This window comes from Mesorhizobium sp. M0587 (assembly GCF_040320945.1).
GTDB lineage: Bacteria > Pseudomonadota > Alphaproteobacteria > Rhizobiales > Rhizobiaceae > Mesorhizobium.
Window position 1 is genome coordinate 26,678 of record NZ_JAMYQP010000026.1, and the last position, 25,514, is coordinate 52,191.

The following is a 25,514-nucleotide window of genomic DNA, read 5'->3' on the forward strand; positions in this document are numbered from 1 at the left end:
GATTTCGATCAACCTTCAGCACGGACAAACTGCCGCAAGGATTTTTCTACCGTGGATTGCTATCCTGCCCGCACTGGACCGGTAGAGCGATCGAATGACATTACGGCAGGATATTCACAGTTCCGGCATTCCCGTTCTTTGCCTGCCTTGCGAGGCACGGCGCCGCGGTGTCTGTGGCGCGCTCGAGCCAGACGATTTGGCTCAGCTCGCCAAGACGTCGTCGCGGCACAATATCGAGCCGGGGGTCGAACTGATCGGCGACGCCGAGGCGGTCGACTGTTATTCAAACGTGCTTTCAGGCGTGGTGAAGCTCACGAAGAGCCTTTCGGACGGCCGCCAGCAGATCGTCGGTCTCCAGTTCGCGCCGGATTTTCTGGGACGGCCCTTCAAGATGAAAAGTGCGATCAATGCGGAAGCGGCAACAGCTGTCTCGCTATGCTCGTTTCCGAGAGCGGCCATCGAACGGATGATGAAGCAGTCACCCGAATTTGTGCATCGCCTGCTCAAGCAGGCGCTGAACGAACTTGACGAGGCCCGCGAATGGATGGTGACTCTGGGGCGCAAGACCGCACCAGAGAAGGTGGCGAGCTTTCTCCTCATGATTGCCCGGAACATCGACTCCAATGTTGACCCGGCGGCTAGGTCGGCGTGCTTCGAGCTGCCGATGACGCGTGCCGACATCTCTGATTTCCTTGGAATCACAAACGAGACCGTGAGCCGTCAGCTGACCAGCCTGAGAATGGACGGCGTGATTCGGATCGAGAACAACCGCCGCGTCACCGTGGACAGCATGAGCCGGCTGGAACGGCGCTGCGGCGGCCGAGGCGCAATAGCCGTTTGAATGACACGAAGCTGCATGGCCCACGCCACTTACTTCATTCGGGGCAGGGCATGCTCGCGTTGGGCTCAGAAGACATCGCGTAGCGACAGCCCGTTCTAATTCCGATCGTATACGCCAGTTGCGTTTGGGCTCGTCGGCGAAGCATCCACACTTGGCCGAAGTCAATATGCCTCATACGCAGGCGAAAATCGCCGTCCAAACCATAAATGTAACGAAGGCAGCGCAACGCTGGCGCTGGCTGTTCCAAGGCATTGAAACGATCGACGTTCGGTAAGGCATCGGCCTGCTTACCAGCGTCACAGAAGGTGCGCTTGCCCACACGCCCGCGATCGCCTCCATACCCGGGCCCCAACTGGGGACGCCGGGCCTGTCCATAAACCGGCGGCCGCTGCTGCACTTCCACATTCGACACAGTCTGATCGCACCGAACTCGATGCTGCTCGAAGCAAAATGGTGCGGCTCTGACATGGATCAGGGCGAGCGGGCGACGGCTGCGCAATAAGGCACCGCGGTTTGGCATCCGCCGGAATTGGAAATCGGGGCTTGCGATGAAATTCGGCAAAGAAATCGTGCTTCTAAGCCTGTTCGCATTCGCGGCTTTGGTGGCCGCTGGCGCTGGGGTGGATGAACCCTTTCGCCAGCATATGTGGGTCTTGTTCTTCGCCTTGGCTGGCTTCACTGCGATCCTGTTGCGCAACACTGAGTTCAAGCCTGCCGCGCCGATCGATCCGGCCGCCTACATGGATGGCCCAATCCGCTACGGCGCCATCGCCACCATGTTCTGGGGTGTCATCGGCATGCTTGTCGGCGTGGTCATCGCGCTGCAGCTTGCCTATCCCGATCTCAACATCCAGCCCTGGTTCAACTTTGGCCGTTTGCGGCCACTGCATACGTCGGGAGTCGTCTTCGCCTTCGGCGGCAACGCGCTGCTTTGCACGTCTCTCTATGTCGTGCAACGCACCTGCCGCGCCCGGCTGTTCGGCGGCGATCTCGGCTGGTTCGTGTTCTGGGGCTACCAGCTCTTCATCGTCATGGCAGCGACTGGCTACCTGCTCGGCATCACCGAGAGCCGCGAATACGCCGAGCCCGAATGGTATGTGGACATCTGGCTGACCATCGTCTGGGTCGCCTATCTCATCCTGTTCCTCGGCACGATCCTGAAGCGCAAGGAACCCCACATCTACGTCGCTAACTGGTTCTACCTCTCCTTCATCGTCACCATCGCGATGCTGCATGTGGTCAACAACCTCTCCATGCCCGCCTCCTTCCTGGGCTCGAAGAGCTATTCGGCTTTCTCCGGGGTCCAGGACGCTCTGACGCAATGGTGGTATGGCCACAACGCCGTGGGCTTCTTTCTGACCGCCGGCTTTCTCGGCATGATGTATTATTTCGTGCCCAAGCAGGCGAACCGGCCGGTCTATTCCTACCGGCTGTCGATCGTCCATTTCTGGGCAATCATCTTTCTCTACATCTGGGCTGGACCCCATCATTTGCACTACACCGCCTTGCCCGATTGGGCGCAGACGCTCGGCATGGTGTTCTCGATCATGCTGTGGATGCCGTCATGGGGCGGCATGATCAATGGCCTGATGACGCTGTCGGGCGCCTGGGACAAGCTCCGCACCGATCCGATCATCCGCATGATGGTGATGGCCATCGCCTTCTACGGCATGTCCACCTTCGAGGGCCCGATGATGTCGATCAAGACGGTCAACTCGCTGTCGCACTATACCGACTGGACCATCGGACACGTCCATTCGGGCGCACTCGGCTGGGTCGGCATGATCTCGTTCGGCGCGCTTTATTACATGGTGCCGAAGCTGTGGAACCGTGAACGGCTCTACTCGCTGCGCCTCGTTACCTGGCACTTCTGGCTGGCGACGCTTGGCATCGTTGTCTACGCGTCGGTCATGTGGGTGTCCGGCATCATGCAGGGCCTGATGTGGCGCGAATACGACGAGCAAGGCTTCCTGGTCTACTCCTTCGCCGAAACGGTCGCCGCCATGCACCCCTACTATGTCATGCGCGCCATCGGCGGGGCCATGTACCTCTCCGGCGCCCTGATCATGGCCTGGAACGTCGCCATGACCATCCTTGGCTACCGGCGCGAGGAGGATCCGATGCCCGGCTCCGTTCCCGCCCTCCAGCTTGCGCGATGATGAGACAGAAAATGAGGTTGATGAACAGACACGCGGTCATCGAGAAGAACGCTACACTTCTGCTCGTTGGATCGCTTCTCGTGGTCACCGTTGGTGGCATCGTCGAGATCGCGCCGCTCTTCTATCTCGACAACACGATCGAGAAGGTCGAAGGCATGCGGCCTTACTCGCCGCTCGAACTTGCCGGGCGCGACATCTATGTGCGCGAGGGCTGCTATCTCTGCCACAGCCAGATGATCAGGCCGTTCCGTGACGAGGTCGAGCGCTACGGCCACTACAGCCTGGCGGCCGAGTCGATGTATGATCATCCCTTCCAGTGGGGATCGAAGCGTACCGGCCCGGACCTCGCCCGGGTTGGCGATCGCTACTCCAATCTTTGGCATGTCGAGCACCTCACGGACCCACGTTCCGTGGTGCCGGAATCGATCATGCCGAGCTATGGCTTTCTGAAGGACACGCCGATCGCGGTGAAGGACTTCTCGACGCATCTGGTCGCAAACAGGCGTGTCGGTGCCCCTTACACCGATGACATGATCGCTAACGCCAATGCCGATTTGATGACGCAGGCTGATCCCAACGCCGACACATCCGGCCTCGAGGCCCGCTACCCCAAGGCCAAGATCGGCGACTTCGACGGCAACCCGCAACAGGTCACAGAAATGGACGCCCTGGTCGCCTATCTGCAGATGCTCGGCACGCTGGTCGATTTCAAGAACTACGATGAGACCGCCGGCTACCGCTGAGGAGAATGGCGATGACGTACAATTTCATGCGGGAGTTTGCCGACAGCTGGGGCCTGCTTGCCATGGCTCTTTTCTTCATCGGAGCCGTTGCCTTTGCACTTCGTCCCGGCAGCCGCAGGCAAGCCGGCGAAGCAGCTCAAATTCCTCTGAAGGAGGACTGATCATGAGCAGCGATCACATTGACGAGGTTTCCGGCATCTCGACGACCGGTCATGAGTGGGACGGCATTCGCGAGCTCAACAACCCGCTCCCGCGCTGGTGGGTCATCACCTTCTACATCACCATAGTCTGGGCGATCGGATACACCATCGCCTATCCGGCATGGCCGCTGCTGCACACTGCAACGAAGGGTGTGCTCGGCTATTCCAGCCGCAACGATGTCGGGAACGAGCTGTCGGCGGCCGAAGCGGCAAAGGGCAAATATGTCGCTGCAATAGAGTCGAAAAGCGTTTCGGAGATCGCGGCGGACGATACGTTGCGCGAATTCGCAGTCGCCGCCGGCGGCGCCGCGTTCAAGCTCAATTGCGTGCAGTGCCACGGTTCCGGCGCCCAGGGTTCCAAGGGCTTTCCGAACCTAAATGACGACGACTGGCTGTGGGGCGGCGAGGCGGACCAGATCCAGCAGACGATCACAAATGGCATCCGCTTCGCCTCCGATCCGGATACGCGCCTGTCGGAAATGCCGGCCTTTGGCGACATCATCACCGCCGATCAGATCAAACAGGTCAGCACCTATATTGCCAGCCTGTCCGGCACTGTCGGCGATCAATCGTTGGTCGCGCCCGGCGCCAAGGTCTTCGCCGAAAATTGCGTGGCCTGTCACGGCGACAATGCAGAGGGCAACAAGGAACTCGGCGCTCCAGATCTGACCGACGCCATCTGGCTCTACGGGTCAGGCGAAGCGGCCATCGCCGCCCAGGTCACCGCGCCGAAACAGGGCGTGATGCCGGCCTGGGGCGCGCGCCTCGGCGAGATCAAGGTCAAGGAACTGGCGGTCTACATCCATTCGCTTGGCGGCGGAGAATAGGAGCAGAAGCCTATTCTCGTCCTCCCCCTCCCGCCAAGCGACGAGGCCCGGCGCAAGCCGGGCCTCGGCATCATCCAGAACCGTTGAGTCGGCTTCCGGCGAAATCGTCGCTGGTGACTGGAGCTTCTCGTGCTTGATAACACGCAAATAGGACGGATCGAACCCACGCCGGTCAACTCCGCCAAGGTGCGTCAGTCAATGTATGCCGCGCGCAAGAAGATCTTCCCGAAGCGGGCCTCGGGCAGCTTTCGCCAGTTCAAATGGCTGGTGATGGCGGTCACGCTCGGCATCTACTATCTGACACCGTGGTTGCGATGGGATCGGGGCTCGTTTAGCCCGGACCAGGCCGTGCTGCTGGATCTTGCAAACCGGCGCTTCTATTTCTTCTTGTTCGAGATATGGCCGCAGGAATTCTACTATGTGGCCGGACTTCTGGTGATGGCCGGCGTCGGTCTTTTCCTCATCACGTCGACTGTCGGCCGTGCCTGGTGCGGCTATACATGCCCGCAGACCGTATGGGTCGATCTGTTCCTGGTGGTGGAGCGGGCCATCGAAGGCGATCGTAATGCTCGTATCAAGCTCGATGCCAGTCCCTGGACCGCCCGCAAGCTGATGCTGCGGGTGTCGAAGCACGCCATCTGGTTGGTCATAGGTGCGCTGACCGGCGGCGCCTGGATCTTCTATTTCGCCGATGCGCCGACGCTGGTCGGCGAGCTCTTCACCGGCGCTGCGGCACCCGTCGCCTACATTACCGTCGCCGTGCTGACGGCGACGACCTATACGTTCGGCGGGCTGATGCGCGAGCAGGTCTGCACCTATATGTGCCCATGGCCGCGCATCCAGGCAGCCATGCTCGACGAAAGTTCGCTCACTGTCACCTACAATGACTGGCGGGGCGAACCGCGCTCACGTCACGCCAAGAAGGTTCTTGCCGCAGGGCAGCCCGTCGGCGACTGCGTCGACTGCAATGCCTGTGTCGCTGTCTGTCCGATGGGGATCGACATTCGCGATGGCCAGCAGCTCGAATGCATCACCTGCGCGCTTTGCATCGACGCCTGTGACGGCGTCATGGACAAGCTCGGCAAGGAGCGCGGGCTGATTTCCTACGCCACGCTCTCCGACTACAACGCCAACATGATGCTGGCGACCGCAGGCGGTGCGAGTTCGGTCGATCCGTCGCTGGTCAGGGCGGCTGATGGCCTGTTCTCCGACAAGGTGGCGCATTTCCATATCCGCAAGATCTTTCGGCCGCGCACCTACGTCTACATGGGTATGTGGTCGCTGATCGGCCTGGGCCTGCTCTATTCGCTGCTGACGCGCGACCGGCTCGAAGTGAACGTGCTGCATGACCGCAATCCGCAGTTCGTGACGCTGTCCGACGGTTCGATCCGCAACGGCTATACCGTCAAGCTGCTCAACATGATCCCCGAACCAAGGACGATCATCGTCACGATGCAAGGCTTGCAAGGAGCTGAAATGAGCGTGGTCGGCGACGACGTTCAGGCAGGCCGCTCTTTCGCCATTCCGGTCGAACCCGACCGCCTGAAAATGCTGAAGGTCTTCGTGCGCCAGCCCGCCGATCAAATCCACGGCACGGCGCAGACCTTCACGTTCCGTGTCGAGGACAAGGCGAGCTTCGAGGCGGACGAATACACCGCCACCTTCAACGCGCCGGAGATCGCCAGATGAACGCCACCACGCGAAAGTCCCGCGAGTTCACCGGCAAGCACATGTTGACCATCATCCTTGCCTTCTTCGGGGTGGTGATCGCGGTCAATTTGACAATGGCGACGCTCGCCAACACAAGCTGGACCGGCCTTGTGGTCGAAAACACCTATGTGGCGAGCCAGCAGTTCAACAAGAAGGCCGAGGAAGGGCGGGCGCAGGCAGCCCTCGGCTGGACCGGCAAGCTGACCATCGCCTGGGGAGAAGTCCGCTATAGCCTCACCGACGCCGCTGGCAAGCTGGTTCCTTTGCATGGCGTTAAGGTGCTGTTTCGCCGTCCCGCTTACGAAAAAGAGGATGGATCCATCAAGCTCGCCCTCGCCTCGGGTCAGGAATTCGCCGCGCTGCACACGCCGAAGGATGGTGTCTGGATCGTGGAAGTCGACGCCGACGCCGGCCTGAAGGAACCTTATCGCGACGTGCGCAGGATCATGATTTCCCATGGAGCGCTGAAATGAGCTGCTGTGCGCCGGGCGCCGAAATGGCGCTGGATCTGGTCGGCGCCACCTCGGTCCTGCCATCCAGCCAGGAAATAAGGCTGGCGAGCCGATCGCTTGGCGATGATCTTCGTCAGACCGACCTTTCCGTACCGACCGTTCACTGCGGCGCCTGCATCCAGACCATAGAGACGGCGTTGGTAAAACTCGATCACGTCGAGGCCGCTCGCGTCAACCTGTCAACGAAGCGGCTATCGGTCCGGTGGCGCGGGAGCGAGGTTCCACCCTTCGTCACCGTGCTGGAGCGGCTAGGTTATCAGGCTCACCTGTTCGAGACCGAGATCGATGCAAAGGACAAGACGCTCTCGGAGCTCATCCGGGCCGTCGCTGTTGCGGGCTTTGCGGCGGGTAACATCATGCTGCTTTCGGTCTCGGTCTGGTCCGGTGCCGAAGGCGCGACACGCGACCTGTTCCACTGGGTCTCAGCGCTGATCGCCATCCCGGCGCTGGCCTTCGCCGGTGGCATCTTCTTCCGCTCGGCCTGGAATGCGTTGCGCCACGGCCGCATGAACATGGACGTGCCGATCGCGGTCGGGGTCTCGCTCGCTTACGCAATGAGCCTCTACGAGACGATCAACCATGGCGATCACGCTTATTTCGACGCGTCGGTGTCGCTGCTGTTCTTCCTGCTGATCGGCCGCACGCTGGATCATGTAATGCGGGAGCGCGCCCGCACCGCCGTGAAGGGCCTGTCGCAGCTGGCCGCGCGTGGCGCCATGGTGCTGCGCGGCGATGGCGCACGCGACTATTTGCCGGTTGGCGAGATCGAACCGGGAATGCTGCTGCTGATCGCGGCAGGCGATAGGATACCCGTCGACGGCGAGATCATCCAAGGGGCGTCGGATCTCGACTGCTCGCTGGTTTCCGGCGAGAGCACGCCCCGAAGCGTAGAGCCAGGCGAAGCCGTGCGGGCCGGCGTACTCAACCTTACCGGCTCGCTGACGATCGAGGCGACAGCCGCCGCAAAGGATTCGTTCCTGGCGGAAATGGTTCGGCTGATCGAGGCTGCCGAGGGCGGTCGTGCGCATTATCGCCGCATCGCCGATCGCGTCTCGGCACTCTACGCGCCCGTGGTTCATCTCACCGCCTTCGTGACGTTCCTGGGCTGGATGGCGGCGACCGGCGACTGGCACCGCGCGATAACCATCGCCATTGCCGTTCTCATCATCACCTGCCCGTGCGCGCTCGGCCTCGCCGTGCCGATCGTTCAGGTGGTCGCTGCGCGGCGCCTGTTCGAGAACGGCATCATGGTCAAGGACGGTTCGGCCATGGAGCGCCTGGCGACTATCGATGCCGCGGTGTTCGACAAGACCGGAACGCTCACGCTCGGAAAACCGCGGCTCGTCAATGCATCGTCGATCGATCCGGCCATGCTGGCAATTGCAGCCGACATGGCGGCGCATTCGCGCCACCCGTTTTCAAAGGCCATAGCCGGCTTTGCCGCGCCTGGCGGGCAGCGCAAATTCGATGTCGTCACCGAACAGCCGGGATTCGGCATCGAAGCCGCTGCCGCCGGAAACATCTGGCGACTGGGTCGACGCGGATGGGCTGGATGGAAAGCCCGCACCGGCGGCGAAGGCCGACATGGCTATGGCGGGACGGTTCTGACGAAAGACGGGATCATCGTCGCGACCTTCGATTTCGAGGATGCGCTGCGCGTCGATACCAGGGCAGCCATCGATCAACTGCACAACGCTGGTATGAGCGTGGAGATGCTGTCGGGCGACACCGCGAAAGCCTGCGCAGAGGTTGCGGACGCGCTTGGTGTCGATGACTTCGTTCCCTGCCTGCTGCCGTCCGGCAAGGTTGAACGCATCGAGAGCCTGGCGAGAGACGGGCACAAGGTACTGATGGTTGGCGACGGGCTCAACGATACGCCGGCGCTCAGCGCTGCGCATGTCTCGATCGCACCCGCCACGGCCGCCGACATTGGCCGCAATAGAGCCGACTTCGTTTTTCTGCGCGAAAGCCTCTTGGCGATCCCGCTGGCGCTGGACGTGTCGCGCAAGGCGGGAAGCCTGATCCGACAGAACATAACAATTGCTATCGTTTACAATGCTGTGGCGGTGCCGATCGCCATTCTTGGCCATGTTACGCCTCTTATCGCGGCGGTCGCGATGTCAGCCTCGTCATTGCTCGTGATTGGAAATGCCATGCGTCTGCAAGGCTTCGCAACGGGTGCGTCGTCCGCAATTGCGCGGCAAGACAGGCCCGCGCGGGCCGGCGCCTTGGCCAAATCGTCATGACGACGCTCGTCTACCTCATCCCCGTAGCCCTATTCCTTGGCGCACTCGGCCTGTCCGGCTTCCTTTGGGCGTTGAGAAGCGGCCAGTACGAGGATCTCGATGGCGCGGCGAAGCGCATTCTCATCGACAGCGACGACGGCGCGGAGAATACCACTCGCTCCAAGTGCCCCAGATCAAAGCGCCGCGGGTCGGGATGCCCTATCGTCGTCCGAGCAAAAATCAGGAGGGTGAGGATGCAAGCCGAATCCATAATGACAAAGCCAGTCATCACAACGGATGCGAACGCAACAATCGCCGAAGCGGTCGAGCTCATGCTTTCCAACAAAGTCAGCTGCCTGCCGATAACGAACAGCGACGGCACCCTGGTTGGCATTGTAAGCAAAAGCGACTTCTTGCGCCGAGAGGAACTCGGAACCCAGCGTGTGCGTCCGCGCTGGCTGGAGCTTGATCTTGGCCCGGGCACAACCGCCAATGACTATGTGCGCTCGAACGGACGGATCATCCATCAGGTGATGAGCCCACAGGTTATCTCGGCGCCTCCTGGCGCCTCGATTGCAGATATTGTCGACCTGATGATGCAACACCGCATCAACAATGTCCCGATTGTCGATCGGGAAAGGGTCGTCGGCATCATCACGCGAACTGATTTGCTGCTTGTGCTGATCCGCGCCATGTCAAAACAGGGCACCACGCCACCCTGTCGGCAGCAACACGCCCGTCCTGACGGAAATGCGATGGCCGCTGCCTGTTTTGGTGGGGCTTGGACCGGGGCTTCCTGTGGACCTTGAAGAGCGGCCAATACGAAGATCTTGACGGCTCCGCCGAGCGGGTCCTTATCGATCGGGAAGATCCGCGAGGCTGAACCGGCTGGCGGCGCCAACGACTGTGCGGATGCTGGTCGTCAGTCGACCTAGTCTTCGCTGGCGATTGCCCGCGTCATGACGATACGGCGCGCGTGCGAAGAACGGATCAGCCAATATACGTTGCCGAACCTTTGGCCAGGAGTGGCACGCCGGTTGGGAAGCCGACCATTCAGAATGCCCAGACATGCAGACCTTTTCGCGGCAATCGACCACTCGACCGTGAACCCGCCGCCGCCGGGTTTGTCGAGCCTGGTTGATCCAGATCAGCGTTATCTCTTCAACGGCGTGGTTTCATTGACCCGTCTCTGAACGGAGAACGCATGTCTATCGACGCTGGGGAGATGAGCGGCAAACCGTGGGTGATTGCGATGCTTCAAGAGCGCTTCGTATCGCAGATAGCCGCTATGGCGGCACGCTGATGGCCGGCTCTGTGGAAACATTCGACATCATTGTCGTCGGAGCTGGGCCGGTCGGGCTTGCCTTCGCAGCATCGCTCGCCCGGAGCCAACTCAAGGTGGCAGTGGTTGAACGGCAGTCGCTCGACAGCCTGGCGAATCCGGCTTTCGACGGTCGCGAGATCGCGCTGACCCACGCATCAGTGAGAATCCTGCGCGAGCTCGGCGCCTGGGACGCCATCCCCGCATCGGACAAATCACCGCTTCATGGCGCGCGCGTGCTCAACGGATCGAGCCCTTTCGCCCTGTGCTTTGATGCTCTCAGCCGATCTGGGGAACCACTCGGATTTCTGGTCCCAAATTGTCAGATCCGCGATGCCCTGTTCAAAATTGTCTACTTCCAGGACCATGCCCGGCTGCTGTGCGGCAACTCGGTCGTCAATGCAACAAATAGCGAAGACGAGGCGGTCATAACGCTTTCTGATGGCAGGCAATTGGCCGCTCGGCTGCTCGTCGCAGCGGATTCGCGTTTGTCCGCGATGCGCGACCTGCTCGGCATTGGCGCAAACATCCATCCGCTTGGCCACTCCATGCTGATTTGCCGAGTGAGGCACGAGCGCTTCCATCACCAGATCGCGGTCGAATGGTTCGACCACCATCAGACCATCGCGATGTTGCCGCTCATGGGAGGCGTGTCGTCGCTGCTTCTGACTTTGCGCTCAAGTGAGGCCGACAGACTGTTTGCTCTCGATGACGAATTGTTCCTCATGGAATTGATGAACCGGTGTCGAGGACGTCTCGGAGAGATGACCCTGGCAAGCACCCGCCATGCCTATCCGCTGGTCACGACCTGGGCGCACAAGTTCTCGGCTCCGAGTGCGGCACTGATCGGAGACGCTGCCATCGGCATGCACCCGGTGACCGCGCATGGCTTCAACATCGGCCTCAGCGGCCAGAAGCAACTCGCTCATAAAATACTGACAGCATGTCGCGCCCGCCGCGACATTGCCGATCCCGACATGCTCGGCAGATACGAAAGCCGGCTGCGGCTGTCGGCGGCGCCGCTCTATCATGCCACCAACATGCTTGTCGGTCTTTACTCAAGCGAGCACCCGGCGGCACGGCTTGCAAGACATGCTGGGCTCCGCTTTGCCCAACATCTTCCCTTTGTCCGCCATGGCATTTCGGCCATGCTCAGGCGGTGAATCGCACAGAGCGCTGCCGCTCTGGAACGCTGTCTCGGCGAGGCTTCCTTGTCTTGCTGGCGCGCGTCGTCGCGGGGCAAGGCTGTCTCCTGGTGACGTTGCCGATCATGGCATGATTCGGATCAAGGCACGCGCGCGGGCGAAGCCTTGATGATTCGGCAATGCTAAGCCAAAGGTGTGACCCGAAGCATGGTGAGCGCACTGGTTACCCTCGCTGGGTAGTTAACCCGTCCTTCAGTGGGCTTGCATAGGTTTGGTCCTCGCGAACAACGACGCAAGCAAGCTGGTCCATTCATGGCACCCCTAAAGGAAGAAGAATCGCTGGAGGCCAAAATCCGTCAGGATCAGCTTGCTGACCTGAGGGCCGGGCTCTTCGTGTCGATGCCGATAAGCGCCATCCTGTCAGGCCTGATTTGCGCGGTGCAGGCCCTTTCTGGCGGCGGCTTTGCCGCTGCAAGCTGGTTCCTGGTCGTCAATGCGCTAAATGCCGCCCGGCTTGCACTCGCCCGTTTTCAGCTAAAGGAAACGGAGCGCCATCAGGATTTGCTTGGCGTTTTGCCGCGCCTTCGCATGTTTGGCGTCCTTGCCCTTCTGGCAGGGTTTGCCTGGTCCTTCCCGGCCGTCCTGACTGTTGGATACACAACACCACAAGCGCCGATGCATCTGGTCATACTGGCGGGCATTTCAGCTGGTGCGGTTACATATGGCAGTTCGTATGCCGCGGCGGCGACCAGCTTCATCACACCTCCACTCCTCATCACGGTCGCGTGCCTTTTGGTGAAAGGCAATTTTGAACGCTACATTCTGGCTTCCACCGTTCTGCTCTTCATGGGCGGCTTGGTCCGAGCTTCGTTTGTTGGGCAGGCGCGCTTCCGCGAAGCAAGCCGCCTGAGACATGAGGCAGAGCGATTTGCGTCGGAAATGGAGCGCAACTCCAAGGAGGACCATCTGACCGCCCTTCTCAACAGGCGGGGCCTCGAACACGCCATCGGTCGGTTCAAGACCGCGGATGGCCCCTTCGTGGCAATGCTGATTGATCTGGACGGCTTTAAATCTGTCAACGACACCTACGGTCACAGGACCGGTGATGAACTGCTTGTCATGATCGCCCGCCGCATAGAGCAGGAAGCACCCGAAGGCTCAACGCTCGCTCGTATCGGCGGCGATGAATTCGTGCTGGTTTTTCCCTCAACGAGAGCTTCGCTTTCTGCCAGTGATCTCGCCTCCAATATCATAGCCAAAATTGCTCGCCCCTATATCGAGGTCGCGTCCGTGCGGGTCGGGGCATCGATAGGGATATACTTGGCGCAGACGCCGAGCCTGACTGAAATGTTGTTGCGGGCGGATATCGCCCTGTATACGGCCAAGCGCCATGGCAGGAACGAATTTTGCCTGTTCGATGCCGAACTCGACAGGGAACTGCAACGTCGCCAGTCCATCGAACGGGATCTTCATTCGGCGATAAAGACGGGAAGATTGCAACCTTGGTTCCAGCCGATCGTGAAACTCGACACCGAGACCGTGGTCGGTTTTGAAGCCTTGCTGAGATGGTCCCATCCGACGCATGGTGCCATCTCTCCACCCGAAATCATCACGGCCGCACGCGAAACCGGAATGCTTCAGCTGCTGACGCAAACCGTATTCGCCGACTGTTGTGCTTTTATCGACGGCTTGGTGAAGGCTGACTGTCGTGACATTCGTGTGGCGATGAATGTTTCCCCTCGCGAACTGGAAGCCGGCGATATCGACGACATGGTTCTGCATGGTCTGGCGGCAAGAGGCCTGCCTGCGACGATGTTCGAAATCGAGATTACCGAAGAATCGCCGGTGGACCCGGACAGAGTGGATGAAAAGCTCGGACGGCTTTCACATGCCGGTATTTCCATCGCGCTCGATGACTTCGGCACCGGCTTTTCTACCTTGGCATCTCTCAAGGACCGTCGGATACGCAAGGTGAAAATAGACCAGGGCTTCATTCGCGGCTTGGCCAAGTCCCGAGAGGACCGACTGCTTGTCAAATCGGTCATCGAACTCGGTGAGATGCTCGGGATCGAGGTCATGGCCGAGGGCGTCGAAACAGAGGCGGATCGGCAAACCCTGCACAAGCTTGGCTGCCGAACCGCTCAGGGCTTCCTCTTCTCCAAGGCTGTGCCTTTGATGCAAGCACTGGAAATGGCAGTCAAACAGCACGCGAACCAGTTGTGACCGCTCCCGCCGCGCCGGCTGTCGCGGCCGTGCGCTGCCGAATTTGGCTACAGAGACTTGCCTGCTCGAAGCACGTGGCAGTGGGCGTTGTGCATCAGCCGGCGAACAGTTCCTTGTAGCCGGTCGTCACCATCCAGTTCGCACGGTCGATATGGCTGCGAAGAGCTTTGCGGGCGCGGACCGGGTCAATGGACGGGTCGATGCCGAGAATGCGCTCGGCCATCTCCTTTTCGCTGGCATTGTCGGCGCAGGCATCCAGGATCCGCAGGTAGATTGTGAAATGCTCCCTGTCGTAGCTCGTGACGTTCTCCGACCAGGGGACTTCATCGCTCAAAGTTGAGCTTCGAGTCTCATCTGTTCCCATTGGTCCATTCATGCCTGCGAACCTCGCCTGTGAGCGCACGCAGTATATCCCAAAATGGGATAATCCGAAACCGGGATTAGTCGCTGATCCGGTCTTTACCCGACCGGTTCGCCTCCATGCCCAAATCCCTTCGATCGCCCCGCCACCAGCGGTTTCTGGCCCAGCTGGTTTCGCTGCGCAAGGCCAAAGGCCTGACCCAGGAGCAGCTGGCTGACAAGCTTGGTCGTCCCCAATCCTTCGTGGCCAAGTACGAGGGCGCAGAGCGGCGTCTCGACGTCATCGAGTTTCTCGACATAACTGCGGCCATTGACGCTGATCCGTGCGAGATTCTGTCCAGCCTCCGGTCCTAGCGGGCGCGCCGCATCTATCATGATCCGGACAGGAATATTGTCTAGGACAATGCCTCAATTTGTTGAAAGGCGAGCGCTGGTTTTCGGAGGAAGCCGCGCGCACGGCGGCGGTGCCTGTGGGTTCTCGACGTAACTGCGCCGCCTGACCATGTGCGAAAAAACTTGGCTGCGCCCGCGCGCCTGACGACGCGCACCAGGTGCTCGTGAACCGAGCCCGCTTTTCTTCGGCAAGCTCAGGCGGTCTCGGCCAGTCGGCTTCGCCCCTTGGCGTGGGCAGCCCTTCGGGCTGTGACGGCCGCCGCCTTTGCGGGCGGCGCGGTTTGTCTGTTGGCCTTTCCCGGCGGCGCGGGGTGGGCGGCACTCCCTTCTAGACCCGCCGCGGCAGCCCGCAACCCTTCGCGTGCCGGTCAGGGTCCTCCTCTTCGTTCCGGTCCTTCGGATGCGGTCCGCCTACCACGGCGGGCCTTTCCGGTCGCGACTCGCCGCCCACCCCGCTTCCGGGGAAAGGCGCGGCGATTGGTGAGCGGAGGATGAAACGATGCATGCAAACAGCAAGCGTACCACCAGCGGAGAGGCTGGCGCAGGCAAGGGCAGGCGCCCGGGCGCCAGCCTCTATCAGGAGATCACAGACCGCATCATTGCCGAGCTGGAGCGCGGTACCGTGCCATGGGTCAAGCCATGGGGCAGCGCAAAAGCAGGCCTTGGCCTGCCGAGGAATGCGTCCACGGGGCGCAGCTATTCCGGCATCAATATCCTCATCCTGTGGGGCGCCGTCATCGAGCGCGGCTATCCCAGCCAGAATTGGGTGACCTTCCGGCAGGCGCTTGCCCTGGGCGGCAATGTCAGGAAAGGCGAGCGCGGCACGACCATCGTGCATGCCGACCGCTTTGTCCCCAAGGACGAGAAGGAGCGCGCACGCCACGAGGGCGATGCACCACAGGCCGTGCCTTTTCTGAAGCGCTTCACCGTCTTCAATGTCGCGCAGTGCGACAGTCTTCCGGAACCCCTCCATGCCCCCGCCGAGCCGCTGCCTCAGTGCGAGATCGTGCCGCAGGCCGAAACCCTGATTCGCGCCAGCGGTGCGGATTTCAGGATCGGCGGCGATCGCGCTTTCTACATGCCGGGCAGCGACCACATTCAGGTGCCGCCGCAGCCAGCGTTCCATCAGCAGATCGACTATTACCGGACCTGCTTTCACGAGCTTGGCCACTGGACCGGCCACCCGACGCGGCTTGCTCGCGACCTCTCCGGCTCGTTCGGCTCCAAGGCTTACGCGCGTGAAGAATTGGTCGCCGAAATCACTGCCGCCTTCGTCTGCAGCAATCTCGGCATCGAGCCGACCGTGCGTCACGCCGATTACATCGGCTCATGGCTGAAGGTGCTGCGCGAGGACAACCGCGCTATATTCCGTGCCGCCAGCCTCGCTTCGAAGGCCGCCGATTTCCTGCTTGGCCTTCAGGCCGATGCCGAAGGCGAGGCGCAAGAAGGGATTGCGGCATGACGATGCACCATGCTCAACTGGCCGACGCCGCAAAGCGAGCAGATGCCCATTTCTGACGGCGCCGGAACTCACCGGCCCGATGCTGAACTATGCCGATCTGCATCGCCAAGGTGCGCCCCGAGCCGCAGCGCGCAGCCAACGAGACAGTGACTGCCAGCCTTGCCGGCTGCAAGGCTGACGCCGCATTCGGCAATATGCGGCACAAGCTGTTGGCCTGCCCGGTGGTGGCCAGCGGCAATCGCGACCCCTTGCTGCCGCCGGCATGTTCGCGCGCAAGGTGGGCGCTTGGCGACGACAATATCGTGCGCGTCGTCGGCATATGGCGGCAACCGGACAATGGCGTTTCGATCGCTTGCGCGACAAGGAAATCGCCGATTCGATGCTCGCCGAAATCGGCGGCAAGCATGGCGCGGACAGCAGTTTCGCCTGGAAGGTCCGCGGCTTCCTGGTGGCGAGAATGGCCGCCGCCTCAAGTTGAGGCCTGGCTGCCGCGCTGGATCAAATTCCCGGCCGAAAGCTGCCCAGCCGCGAGGCCTTCCTATTCGCCGATCTGTGCGCAAGGAAGCAGTCGCTGTTCGTGGCGAATAGTCGATCAGGGCCCGAGCGGCGTTTTCTCGAGTACTGCCGCTAAGGACGCGCGCGCCGCTCCGGGCCGCGCCGGCTCCGATTGATCGTCTTGCCGATCCAGTGCCGCGTGCGATAAATTCCAACGCCAATTCGCCCCCATTTGGGCAGCCCCGCACCGCCCCGGATTGCTTGCTGAGGCGCCAGGCGCATGGGGCCAATTGTACATCCGGTTGCCGAGAGAGCCCGCGCCGCCGGCCCCCCGCATATTGCCGCCTGCTCGTTGTGCCCCCGATCGCGCAACCTGTCTCCATTGTGTCTCAGGGACCATTCCCCTGCGCCTGGCTTGACGACCTATGGGCGGATCCGGCCCGCCCGAAACCCTCGCCGGCAGCTTTTTTCCCCGCCGCCTGCGGCGGCTTCCTCGCGCCGCTTCGCTTCAAAAAAACTCCCCGCTCGGGTCCTCCGCTATCGCTGCGGCCGTGCCGGTTCCGGCGGTCCGGACGCGCCCATCACGGTCCGCCATCGCAGGGGAATGGTCCCCTGCGAGCACCAAGAGGAGACTGAAAATGACCGCAATCGGATACGTCACCAAACAGGAAAACGGCGGCTACAAGGGCCAGCTCAAGACGCTCAGCGTCCGCGCCGACATCGACATCGTGCCCAATCAGGCAAAGAGCGCCGACACCCATCCGGACTACCGGGTGCTGACGCAAGGGGTCGAAGTGGGTGCGGCCTGGATCCGCACCGGCGAGACCTCCGGCAAGGACTATGTGAGCCTGTCGATTGCGGCCCCCGAGTTTGGCCCGCGCAAGCTCTACGCCAATCTGGGCCGCGCCGCCGGCCAGGATGACGACGACACTTACGCCATCATCTGGAACCCGGTCGACTGACCGGCCGACCCGCAAAGCCCTGCGCCGCCAACCGGCGCAGGGCCTCTCTCAGGACCCGTGAGGCCGCCGAAGGGGCGGCGAAAACTCGCCCCCCACTCTTCGCCCGTCCCCAAAACGATCTCGCTCGCCGATCCTCGCCTCGCTTGCCCGTAACGAACCGAGGATCATCATGGACGACGAAAACGAACGCGCAGCCCGCGCCAAGAAGGGCAGTCCGTTTCTCAACACCGCGCAGGCGGCCTTCTATATCGGGCTGTCCCAGCGCACGCTGGAGAAGATGCGCCTCAAAGGCGGTGGCCCACAATTCCGCAAGCACGGCCGCTATGTCCGCTATCACATCGACGAACTCGACGACTGGTCGAAGGGGCACGCGCAGGAGACCGCGCCCGAGGATGGCGCGCACGAATCCGGCTCGGCCGGTGAGGGAGGCCGCTCATGAGCCGGCGTCCCACCATCCGTCTGATCGGCAGCCATCTGCGGCGCATTCGAGCCCGCAAGACGATCGTCGTTGCCACAATCGGCCTTGGCCTGATCGGCTTCGCCGCCTTCGGCAGACCATCGCCCTGGCTGGTCTGGAACGCCTCGGCGAGTGCGCCGGTCGGCCTCTATCGCGTCGCATCCGGATCGCCCGCTCGTGGTGGTCTCGTACTCGTCCGCCCACCAAGACCGGTCGCCGATCTCGCCGCCGAACGCTTCTATCTGCCCAGCAACGTGCCGCTGGTCAAGCGCCTTGCGGCGCTGCCCGGCGAGCATGTCTGCACCTTCGGCGACGCCATCATCATCGGCGGCGAGATAGCCGCGCGCCGGCTTGCAACCGACACGCAGCACCGTCCGCTGCCTTGGTGGAATGCATGCCGAAAACTCGCCGCCGACGAGGTTTTCCTGCTCGGCAGCGATAAAGATCGCTCGTTCGACAGCCGCTATTTCGGGCCGGTGCCGACCGAAAATATCATCGGGAGGCTCGTGCCGCTATGGACCGAGTGACCCTCCTTATGCTGAGCATGGCGTGTCTCGCACCATGCTCCTGTTCCGCCGCGACCAACACGAAGCCGGTCGTCATCTCCCATAGTCCGCAGCTTGCAAGATGGCAGCCCTTCGTAGCCGAAGCAAGCCGGCGTTTCAGCATTCCACAGACCTGGATTTATGCCGTCATGGATGCCGAAAGCCGGGGGCAGACGACGCTCAATGGGCGGCCGGTCACGTCGAGCGCCGGCGCCATTGGCCTCATGCAGGTGATGCCAGGCACCTACGAGGAGTTGCGCGCACAGCTTGGCCTGGGAGCCGTCCCGCACGACCCTCGCGACAACATTCTGGCAGGCACTGCCTATCTGCGCGCCATGTATGACCGCTTCGGATTTCCAGGCCTGTTTGCAGCCTATAACGCCGGGCCGGAGCGCTACGAGCAGCATTTGCAGCGCGGGCGACCGCTGCCCAGCGAGACGGTTTCGTATCTGGAAGAGATCAAGGCGGCGGGCATTTCGGCCGCCGATATGGACGCGTTCACCGGCAAATCCCGTTCCAAAAGCGCGCCGGGAATCCCGTCCGGGCAGTCGCTGTTTTTTCTCCGAAACGGTGTTTCCGTGACCGGCCCGAATGGCCAACTCCTGGTGCCGCTCGGATCGGAGCGAGCAAGGTCAGGCCGGCCGGATCGCAGGTGAGGGCAGCGGCTACCGTGGTTCGGGCGGGGCAGGGAGGCAGGTGCGCGGAAGGCAAGATAAAGGCAGCGCCTCCTGGAGGCGGCGAAGTGTTTGTCTGCACATCGTTTTCCCAGGAGGTTGCCTCCGAGTCCAGGAGGGTCTGGCGGGCAAGCTTCTGATTTTGCTGCTGGTTCATCGGAGGCCGCATGCAGGATGACGAATTCACGCCGAAGCTCGGCAAAATTGGCTCGCTCGGCTCGAAGGCGGGCAAACGCTACGCCGGCCAGGTGCAGGCCGCGGTCAACCGAGCAGGCGGCAGGAGCGGACGCGGCAGCCGCTTCATCGGAAGCCGGGTGGGGCGCGGCGGGGCCGCTGCCGCCGTTCTTAGAGCGCGCGACCGCCACGCGGCGTTTCGGCAGCGGCGCGCAGTCGTCAAGGCACGCATCGTCAAGCTGGCCGGCAAGGGAGTCGACGGGGCTCGTGCGCACCTCCGCTACCTCCAGCGCGACGGCGTCACCCGGGAAGGCGAGCGTGGCGAGCTCTACGCTGCCGACAATGACCGCGCGGACGGCAGGGCCTTTCTCGATCGCGCGAACGGTGACCGTCATCAGTTCCGCTTCATCGTCGCCCCTGAAGAGGGTATCGAGTATGATGACCTGAAGCCGCTCACCCGTCGCCTCATGGCGCAAATGGAAGAAGACCTCGGCACCAGGCTAGACTGGGTGGCCGTCGACCATTTCAACACCGGCCATCCCCACACCCACATCATCGTGCGCGGCAGGGACAATCACGGCGAAAACCTCGTCATAGCGCGGGACTACATCTCCTCTGGCTTGCGCGAGCGCGCAGCCGAACTGGTTAGCCTCGACCTTGGCCCGCGCACCGACCGCGAGATCGAGCAGCGCTTGCGCCAGGAGATGGAGCAGGAACGCTTCACCAGCATCGACCGGCAGCTGATGCGCATGCGCGACGATGAGGGGTGTGTCTCACTGGCCAGCCGAGACACCTTTCGCCAGACGCTGCACCAGGGCCGCCTGCGCAAGCTCGAGCGGATGGGCCTCGCCGAGGAGATGCCTGCGGGTCGCTGGCGCCTGGAGGATGAGCTCGAAGCCACGCTACGCCGCATCGGCGCGCGCGGCGACATCGTCAAGACCATCCATCGCGAGCTGACCGGCAAGGGGCTCGTCCGCAGTGCCGCCGACCATCTTATCCACGATCGATGCGACGGGTCGGCTCAAACCGTGGTCGGACGTGTCGTCGGGCGCGGGCTGGCCGACGAAATGACTGACCGCCATTACCTCGTCGTCGACGGCGTGGACGGCAAAAGCCACTATTTTGATATCGGCAAAGGCGAGGCCACCCAACCGACACCAGAGGGCTGCATAGTGCGGGTCAGGCCGAGGGACACCGGGCCAAGAAAAGTCGACCGCGCAATTGCCGGTATCGCCACGGTCAACGACGGGCGCTACAGCATCGATATACATCTCAAGCATGACCACTCGGCCACCGAACGCTTTGCCGAAACGCACGTGCGGCGACTGGAGGCGATCCGCCGTGCGACCGGTGGCGTCGAGCGCGAGCCGGACGGCACATGGACAGTCGCGCCCGACCATCTCAACCGCGTCGCGGATTACGAGCGTCAGCGAGCGAGGGCCCAGCCTGTTGTCGTTGACAAGCTCTCATCAATGCCGCTGGAGAGCCAAGTAGGCTTCGACGGCGCCACCTGGATCGACCAGGAGCTGGTATCAGCCCACCCTGAGTCCTTGCGCGACTCTGGCTTCGGTCGCGAAGTACGTCAGGTCCAGGCCCGCCGACAGCAGTGGCTGATCGCGCAAGGTCTTGCCCATGATGCGCAGGATCGGGTCATCTATCGCGCCAACATGCTTTCAATGCTGCGCCAACGAGAGCTGAACCGTGTTGCCAGTCAGCTCTCGGACGAACTCGGGCTCTCGTATTCTGAAGCGCGGCATGGCAATCGAATAGACGGAACGCTGCGCCGCTGCGTCGAGCTCGCCGGCGGAAAATACGGTGTCATCGAGAAATCGCGCGAGTTCACGCTGGTGCCTTGGCGGCCGGTGCTTGAGCATCATATCGGTAAGGAGGTGTCTGGCGTGGTGCGCGCCGAGGGGATTTCCTGGACGATCGGACGCCAGAGGAGCGGGCCCGGCGTTTCGTGAACTGGCTACAATTTATTTGTCCGCGTTGAAACACATACTCAGCCCAGACGGAGTTCCTCCGCCTGCTGCTTGCTCACAGCATTCATTTGGCGGAGAGTCAGTGTTCTGCATTTTGTAGTTCGCTCTGTCAAAAAGCGCTGGGAATATGCATCATGTTCTGCGTTGACACGGAAGGCGCGCCGACAGGTGCTGCGGATCGGCTCCCGATGCGCTGCCAGCTAGAAAGGTGGGCTGACTCGTGACAGCGCAAGGGGCTCTGGCGGCCGCGGTACGGCGACGCGAGCTCTGGCATCGAGGATGAAGCCGCACTTCCCGATCTTATTCTACTCGCAGGACCGGCAGACGCGGCGGTCGCCCGTGCGAGCATGCTGTTGGCCCTGGCGTGAACTGGCAGTCCGTCCCGGGGGACTTTGTAACGGAGAAAACTAGGCGGAAAAGGCGCGCGGCCCGTCTCCCCAGCAACCCGCCTTGCGGATCCTCCTCTGCCCGCTTCGCGGACGGGGATACCCTCCGCCCCCTTGCTATTCGTTGCCCGCCGCTATGCAAAGGACAGGCGACCTGAATCCGTGCTCAAGCCGATCTGGCGGCAGAGAGGGGGGTCTCGGGCTGAACATGGGACCCGTGATGGACATAATTGCCACGCGAATCCTCATGCTCGCCTAACCGGCCGGAACGATTTGCAATAGCTCGTTCCGTGTCCAAGCCCAGACAAGTCTTGGTTTTCTCACGGGCGCGATACAAAAGGCACAGGCTGGACTTGGCTGCCGGGGGCGGGGCTTGTCGACCGCTCGATTGAAAGTGAGATGCGAGGCGGAGAATCACCCATGTGCAGGGCGGCAAGGCGCTCGCCTATGTCCCTGTCATTCACCGTTAGTCGATGGTTTAGACGAAGATAGTCCGTCCATGTCGGCGTGCGGAATGTCTCGGTCCAAAGCGTCGACTTCTGAAGGTCGCGCTGGAGGGTCCAGTCCCGCGCACCGGCGCGGCTCTGAACGCGCCGCCTTTCGCGCATGCAGCTCAGAAATTCATCGATACTCTCCTCGAGTATCGAGTACTCCACCTTGATCACGATCGGACCGCTCCTGGGCTTCAAAGGGAGGGCCAGTTCTGGTGGCCTGAAGTCGACGGCCGCTTGATCCGATTCCTCCCATAGCCGCACCGGCAATAGCTTTCCCACAGCCGCGACCAGCAACAGTGCCGCTGCAGCACCTTCCAAAGCCCACGTCAGCGAATAGTACTGCGCGACAGCACCCCAGATCCAGCTACCCGCTGCCATGCCGCCGTAGGTCAGGGCGTAATAAATGGACAGGGTGCGACCAACGACCCACCTTGGGCTTGCCAACTGCACACACACGTCGGTTCCGGTCCAGGTGACAACCCAGCCAGCGCCACCGATTGCAAGCGCGATCGCCGCCACAGCCACCGACGATGTGAGGGCCATCAAAAGGCAGCACGTTGCGCAAGCAACGGATGCGAGCGTGATCAACCGGTTCTGGGACGTGATGCGTCTCAAGTAGCTGCTGCCAATGCCGGCGATGAAGGCGCCTGTACCGAAGCCGGCCAATAGCACGCCGTAAACAATTGGCCCTCCCGCCAGCTGGTCGCGAACCAGGAGGGGGAGCAAAGCAAGGATCGAGATGCTTGATAGCCCGAACAGGGTTGCACGCACGATCGCCACTCTGATCTCTGAGGATATCGCCGTGAATCGCATGCCATCATGAATGGCCGTAGTCATCCGCTCGCGCGGAAGAGGCGAAGAGCGAACTTGCCACTGTGAGCGCAGAACAGCGCTCAACGGGACCAGGTCACTTAGCGCAGCGAGGGCGAAAGCCGTAAGGGGGCCCAGCAAAGCTAAGATTACACCGCCCAGCGCCGGTCCTATGCTGCGAACCACGTTGTACCCCACCGACATCAGCGTCACTGCAGCGGGTATGTCGCGCTTTTCCAGGATATCGCCGACCGAGGCGTGCCAGGCTGGATCGTTCAAGGCAAAGCCGCATCCGGCCAAGAAACTCAGTCCCAGGATTAGCCATGGACTAGCAAAGCCCAGTCCCACAGAGAGTGCCAGCGCCGTGGATGCCAGTGCGATCAGGCAGTGTCCGGCAAGCATCACGCCACGGCGGCTGAAGCTGTCTGCAATGGCTCCAGCAAGGATCGACAAGAAGAACGCGGGCAGTGTCGATGCAGCCTGTACGAGCGCAACCATCAGATCGGAGGCTGAAATCGTGGCCATGAGCCAGCTTATAGCCACGCTCTGCACCAGCCAGCCAAGGCTGGATATCTGCGTGGCTGTCCAGATAGAACGAAAGACCGGGTTGTGAAGAGGGATCAGTGTGTTTGCCGCAAAGCGCGGAGGATCTTGACGCCGCATCACTTCTCACCTCCACTGGGTGTCGTTCTTCCGCTCATTTGCTTACAGGGTGCGCTCTGTGCACTGACTGCGTCACAGCGAAGTTCCGAGATCGCGCTCGCAACAAGGACAATGTGGCATCCACGGTGCTGATGCGCGTTGAGGTACCAACCTGGCCGTTAGCTGATGGGTCCCGCAGCCCGCTTGGTGCGGTCAGTTCTGCCCTGCGACTCTTGGCTTTGGACGGTGCTAGCGCCCCGATGGCCGGCTTGTCAAACTGCCGTAGTGCCAGCACATCCATCCCATCTGTTGACCGCGATCTCCGACGAGGTCGAGCAGCAGTAGGTCAACGGCAAATCTGGGTATTTCCGCTTCCGGTCGAGCGCGTGGCCATCGTCCAGAAACCCGAAGACGTTCATCACCCATGCGACCACGCGCCCGAGACGATGCGACACGGCGATAGCGGTTCACCAGAGGACGTGCGTTCTACTCAGCAGGAACATTGTTCTGCCGATCGTCGGCTGCGCCAGCCGCCACATAAAGCGGCGCCAGAGTTCTTGCACCCGTCATTGGACTCCCGCTTTGAAGGTTTCGCCTAGGGCCTGCATCAGGTCATCGATAATGTCCTGAGGATGTTCAAGCCCTACAGAAATTCGCAGCAACCCGCCTGGCGCTTTGGACTTCGCACCTTCAACGGATGCGCGATGCTCTATCAGAGAATGCGTCCCGCCAAGGCTTGTCGCCCGGACAACAATCTTCAGGCGGCCGGCCACGGCCATTGCAGCATCGGCTCCGCCCTCGACGATAAAGGATAGCATCGCTCCGTAATGGCTCATTTGCCGCGTAGCAAGATCGTGTCCCGGATCAGTTTGCAGACCAGGAAAGAGCACTTTTTCGACGCGCGGATGAGACGCCAGGGCCTCGGCCACTTTCTGGGCGCCTTCGCAATGGGCGCGCATGCGGACCGGCAATGTCTGCAGGCCCCGCAACGCCAGCCAACAGTCGAAGGGCGCTGCGACGCTGCCCTTGTGTTTCTGGACCATCCGCAATGGGCGACCGAGGGGTGACGCGTTTGGGACAATGACGACACCGGCCATCAAATCCGAGTGGCCGCCAATGTACTTTGTCGCCGAGTGCATCACCGCGTCTGCCCCGATTTCGAGTGGCAGTTGAAGCACTGGGGTGGCCCACGTATTGTCCACCACCGCCAAGGCGTTTGCCTCGTGCGCGATTGCGCAGATGGCCGCAATGTCGACAACGCGGATCATCGGGTTTGACGGCGTCTCGATCCAGACGAGGCCAGTCCGCTTCGATGTCACCGCGGCGCGCAAAGCGTCCAAATCGCGCATGTCGACTGGGGCAAAGTCGAAACGAGACCCAATGTCGGTCTCTTCGATCAGCGAACGAATGCCGAAATACATGTCATCCGGCAGAACGATCCGACCCGCCGACGGATGGCTCTCGAAAACTGCAGCGATCGCGGCCATGCCCGAAGCGAAGGCGATGCCGTCTTCCCCTCCCTCAAGCGTCGCCATGGCCGCCTCGAACGCATTGCGTGTAGGATTTCCATCCCTTGTGTATTCGAAGCCGGACGGAAATGACCCGTTGACACCGCGTTCGAACGTCGTGCTGGTGTGCAGCGGCATGGATACGGCCCCCGTGGACGCGTCGACCCCTCGGCCGCAGTGGATCGCCTTCGTCTCAAAACGCATCGGTTATTTCCTTCCTAACGGGCAGTTGCAATTTCGCCCCGGTCATTATACTGACCGCAA

General features: G+C 61.8%; 22 protein-coding genes and 1 pseudogene. 20 read left to right on the plus strand and 3 right to left on the minus strand.

Annotated elements, in window-relative coordinates:
- Positions 1–94 precede the first annotated feature (94 nt).
- From NKI49_RS21890 to NKI49_RS21945, 12 genes and pseudogenes are all read left to right on the plus strand, one after another.
- Positions 95–841, plus strand: a complete 747-nt coding sequence (locus tag NKI49_RS21890; RefSeq protein ID WP_023766606.1) for a Crp/Fnr family transcriptional regulator — start codon at positions 95–97, stop codon at positions 839–841.
- Between the two features lie 548 nt (positions 842–1,389).
- A complete protein-coding gene (gene ccoN, locus NKI49_RS21895) occupies positions 1,390–3,000 on the plus strand; it encodes a cytochrome-c oxidase, cbb3-type subunit I (protein ID WP_352604108.1) in 1,611 nt (536 codons plus the stop codon).
- 11 nt (positions 3,001–3,011) lie between these two features.
- The gene (gene ccoO / locus NKI49_RS21900; protein WP_352604106.1) at positions 3,012–3,743 is read left to right on the plus strand and encodes a cytochrome-c oxidase, cbb3-type subunit II; all 732 of its coding nucleotides are present in this window, start codon (positions 3,012–3,014) and stop codon (positions 3,741–3,743) included.
- A gap of 11 nt (positions 3,744–3,754) precedes the next feature.
- The gene (locus NKI49_RS21905; protein WP_023783782.1) at positions 3,755–3,904 is read left to right on the plus strand and encodes a CcoQ/FixQ family Cbb3-type cytochrome c oxidase assembly chaperone; all 150 of its coding nucleotides are present in this window, start codon (positions 3,755–3,757) and stop codon (positions 3,902–3,904) included.
- A 2-nt stretch (positions 3,905–3,906) separates the two neighbouring features.
- Positions 3,907–4,770, plus strand: a complete 864-nt coding sequence (gene ccoP, locus NKI49_RS21910) for a cytochrome-c oxidase, cbb3-type subunit III (RefSeq protein ID WP_352604104.1) — start codon at positions 3,907–3,909, stop codon at positions 4,768–4,770.
- Between the two features lie 129 nt (positions 4,771–4,899).
- Positions 4,900–6,459: a cytochrome c oxidase accessory protein CcoG gene (gene ccoG, locus NKI49_RS21915; RefSeq protein ID WP_352604102.1), complete on the plus strand. Its 1,560-nt coding sequence runs from the start codon at positions 4,900–4,902 to the stop codon at positions 6,457–6,459.
- Positions 6,456–6,953: a FixH family protein gene (locus NKI49_RS21920; protein WP_352604100.1), complete on the plus strand. Its 498-nt coding sequence runs from the start codon at positions 6,456–6,458 to the stop codon at positions 6,951–6,953. Before ccoG ends, NKI49_RS21920 begins: the two co-directional genes overlap by 4 nt.
- Complete coding sequence (locus tag NKI49_RS21925) at positions 6,950–9,238, plus strand: cation-translocating P-type ATPase (RefSeq protein ID WP_352604098.1); 2,289 nt, start codon at positions 6,950–6,952, stop codon at positions 9,236–9,238. The genes NKI49_RS21920 and NKI49_RS21925 overlap by 4 nt, the downstream gene beginning before the upstream one ends.
- A complete protein-coding gene (ccoS, locus tag NKI49_RS21930) occupies positions 9,235–10,026 on the plus strand; it encodes a cbb3-type cytochrome oxidase assembly protein CcoS (protein ID WP_352604096.1) in 792 nt (263 codons plus the stop codon). Before NKI49_RS21925 ends, ccoS (NKI49_RS21930) begins: the two co-directional genes overlap by 4 nt.
- Positions 10,008–10,100: pseudogene (ccoS, locus tag NKI49_RS21935) on the plus strand (cbb3-type cytochrome oxidase assembly protein CcoS); the annotation flags it as partial. The gene ccoS (NKI49_RS21930) and the pseudogene ccoS (NKI49_RS21935), both read left to right, overlap by 19 nt.
- A gap of 419 nt (positions 10,101–10,519) precedes the next feature.
- Positions 10,520–11,701 (plus strand): 5-demethoxyubiquinol-8 5-hydroxylase UbiM, encoded by a 1,182-nt coding sequence (gene ubiM, locus NKI49_RS21940; protein ID WP_352604094.1) that lies wholly within the window; start codon positions 10,520–10,522, stop codon positions 11,699–11,701.
- A 294-nt stretch (positions 11,702–11,995) separates the two neighbouring features.
- On the plus strand, positions 11,996–13,906 hold the full coding sequence (locus NKI49_RS21945) for a putative bifunctional diguanylate cyclase/phosphodiesterase (protein ID WP_352604092.1): 1,911 nt from the start codon (positions 11,996–11,998) through the stop codon (positions 13,904–13,906).
- A gap of 94 nt (positions 13,907–14,000) precedes the next feature.
- Here the strand turns inward: NKI49_RS21945 and NKI49_RS21950 are convergent, their stop codons facing one another.
- Complete coding sequence (locus tag NKI49_RS21950) at positions 14,001–14,282, minus strand: DNA -binding domain-containing protein (protein ID WP_352604137.1); 282 nt, start codon at positions 14,280–14,282, stop codon at positions 14,001–14,003.
- A 104-nt stretch (positions 14,283–14,386) separates the two neighbouring features.
- On the opposite strand from NKI49_RS21950, the gene NKI49_RS21955 reads away from it, so the two are divergent.
- The 8 genes from NKI49_RS21955 to rlxS all read left to right on the plus strand — a co-directional run bounded on the left by NKI49_RS21955 (position 14,387) and on the right by rlxS (position 21,392).
- Complete coding sequence (locus NKI49_RS21955) at positions 14,387–14,620, plus strand: helix-turn-helix domain-containing protein (RefSeq protein ID WP_023735803.1); 234 nt, start codon at positions 14,387–14,389, stop codon at positions 14,618–14,620.
- 538 nt (positions 14,621–15,158) lie between these two features.
- Positions 15,159–16,121, plus strand: a complete 963-nt coding sequence (locus tag NKI49_RS21960) for an ArdC family protein (RefSeq protein ID WP_352604089.1) — start codon at positions 15,159–15,161, stop codon at positions 16,119–16,121.
- Positions 16,122–16,383: 262 nt separating this feature from the next.
- On the plus strand, positions 16,384–16,599 hold the full coding sequence (locus NKI49_RS21965) for a hypothetical protein (RefSeq protein WP_352550302.1): 216 nt from the start codon (positions 16,384–16,386) through the stop codon (positions 16,597–16,599).
- 655 nt (positions 16,600–17,254) lie between these two features.
- A complete protein-coding gene (locus tag NKI49_RS21970) occupies positions 17,255–17,578 on the plus strand; it encodes a DUF736 domain-containing protein (protein ID WP_023735798.1) in 324 nt (107 codons plus the stop codon).
- Positions 17,579–17,747: 169 nt separating this feature from the next.
- Positions 17,748–18,017 carry a helix-turn-helix transcriptional regulator gene (locus tag NKI49_RS21975; RefSeq protein ID WP_023735797.1) on the plus strand — a complete coding sequence of 90 codons (270 nt, stop codon included), beginning with the start codon at positions 17,748–17,750 and terminating at the stop codon, positions 18,015–18,017.
- Entirely contained in the window at positions 18,014–18,562 is a 549-nt protein-coding gene (locus NKI49_RS21980; RefSeq protein ID WP_023783770.1) for a S26 family signal peptidase, read from the plus strand. Before NKI49_RS21975 ends, NKI49_RS21980 begins: the two co-directional genes overlap by 4 nt.
- 17 nt (positions 18,563–18,579) lie before the next feature.
- Complete coding sequence (locus tag NKI49_RS21985; protein ID WP_502895304.1) at positions 18,580–19,236, plus strand: lytic transglycosylase domain-containing protein; 657 nt, start codon at positions 18,580–18,582, stop codon at positions 19,234–19,236.
- 185 nt (positions 19,237–19,421) lie between these two features.
- Positions 19,422–21,392, plus strand: a complete 1,971-nt coding sequence (gene rlxS, locus NKI49_RS21990) for a relaxase/mobilization nuclease RlxS (protein WP_352604084.1) — start codon at positions 19,422–19,424, stop codon at positions 21,390–21,392.
- 724 nt (positions 21,393–22,116) lie between these two features.
- Here rlxS and NKI49_RS21995 read toward each other — a convergent pair.
- Both NKI49_RS21995 and NKI49_RS22000 read right to left on the minus strand, forming a co-directional pair.
- Complete coding sequence (locus tag NKI49_RS21995) at positions 22,117–23,763, minus strand: MFS transporter (protein ID WP_031203413.1); 1,647 nt, start codon at positions 23,761–23,763, stop codon at positions 22,117–22,119.
- A 545-nt stretch (positions 23,764–24,308) separates the two neighbouring features.
- Positions 24,309–25,454: a trans-sulfuration enzyme family protein gene (locus NKI49_RS22000; protein ID WP_352604082.1), complete on the minus strand. Its 1,146-nt coding sequence runs from the start codon at positions 25,452–25,454 to the stop codon at positions 24,309–24,311.
- Between the last annotated feature and the right edge of the window lie 60 nt (positions 25,455–25,514).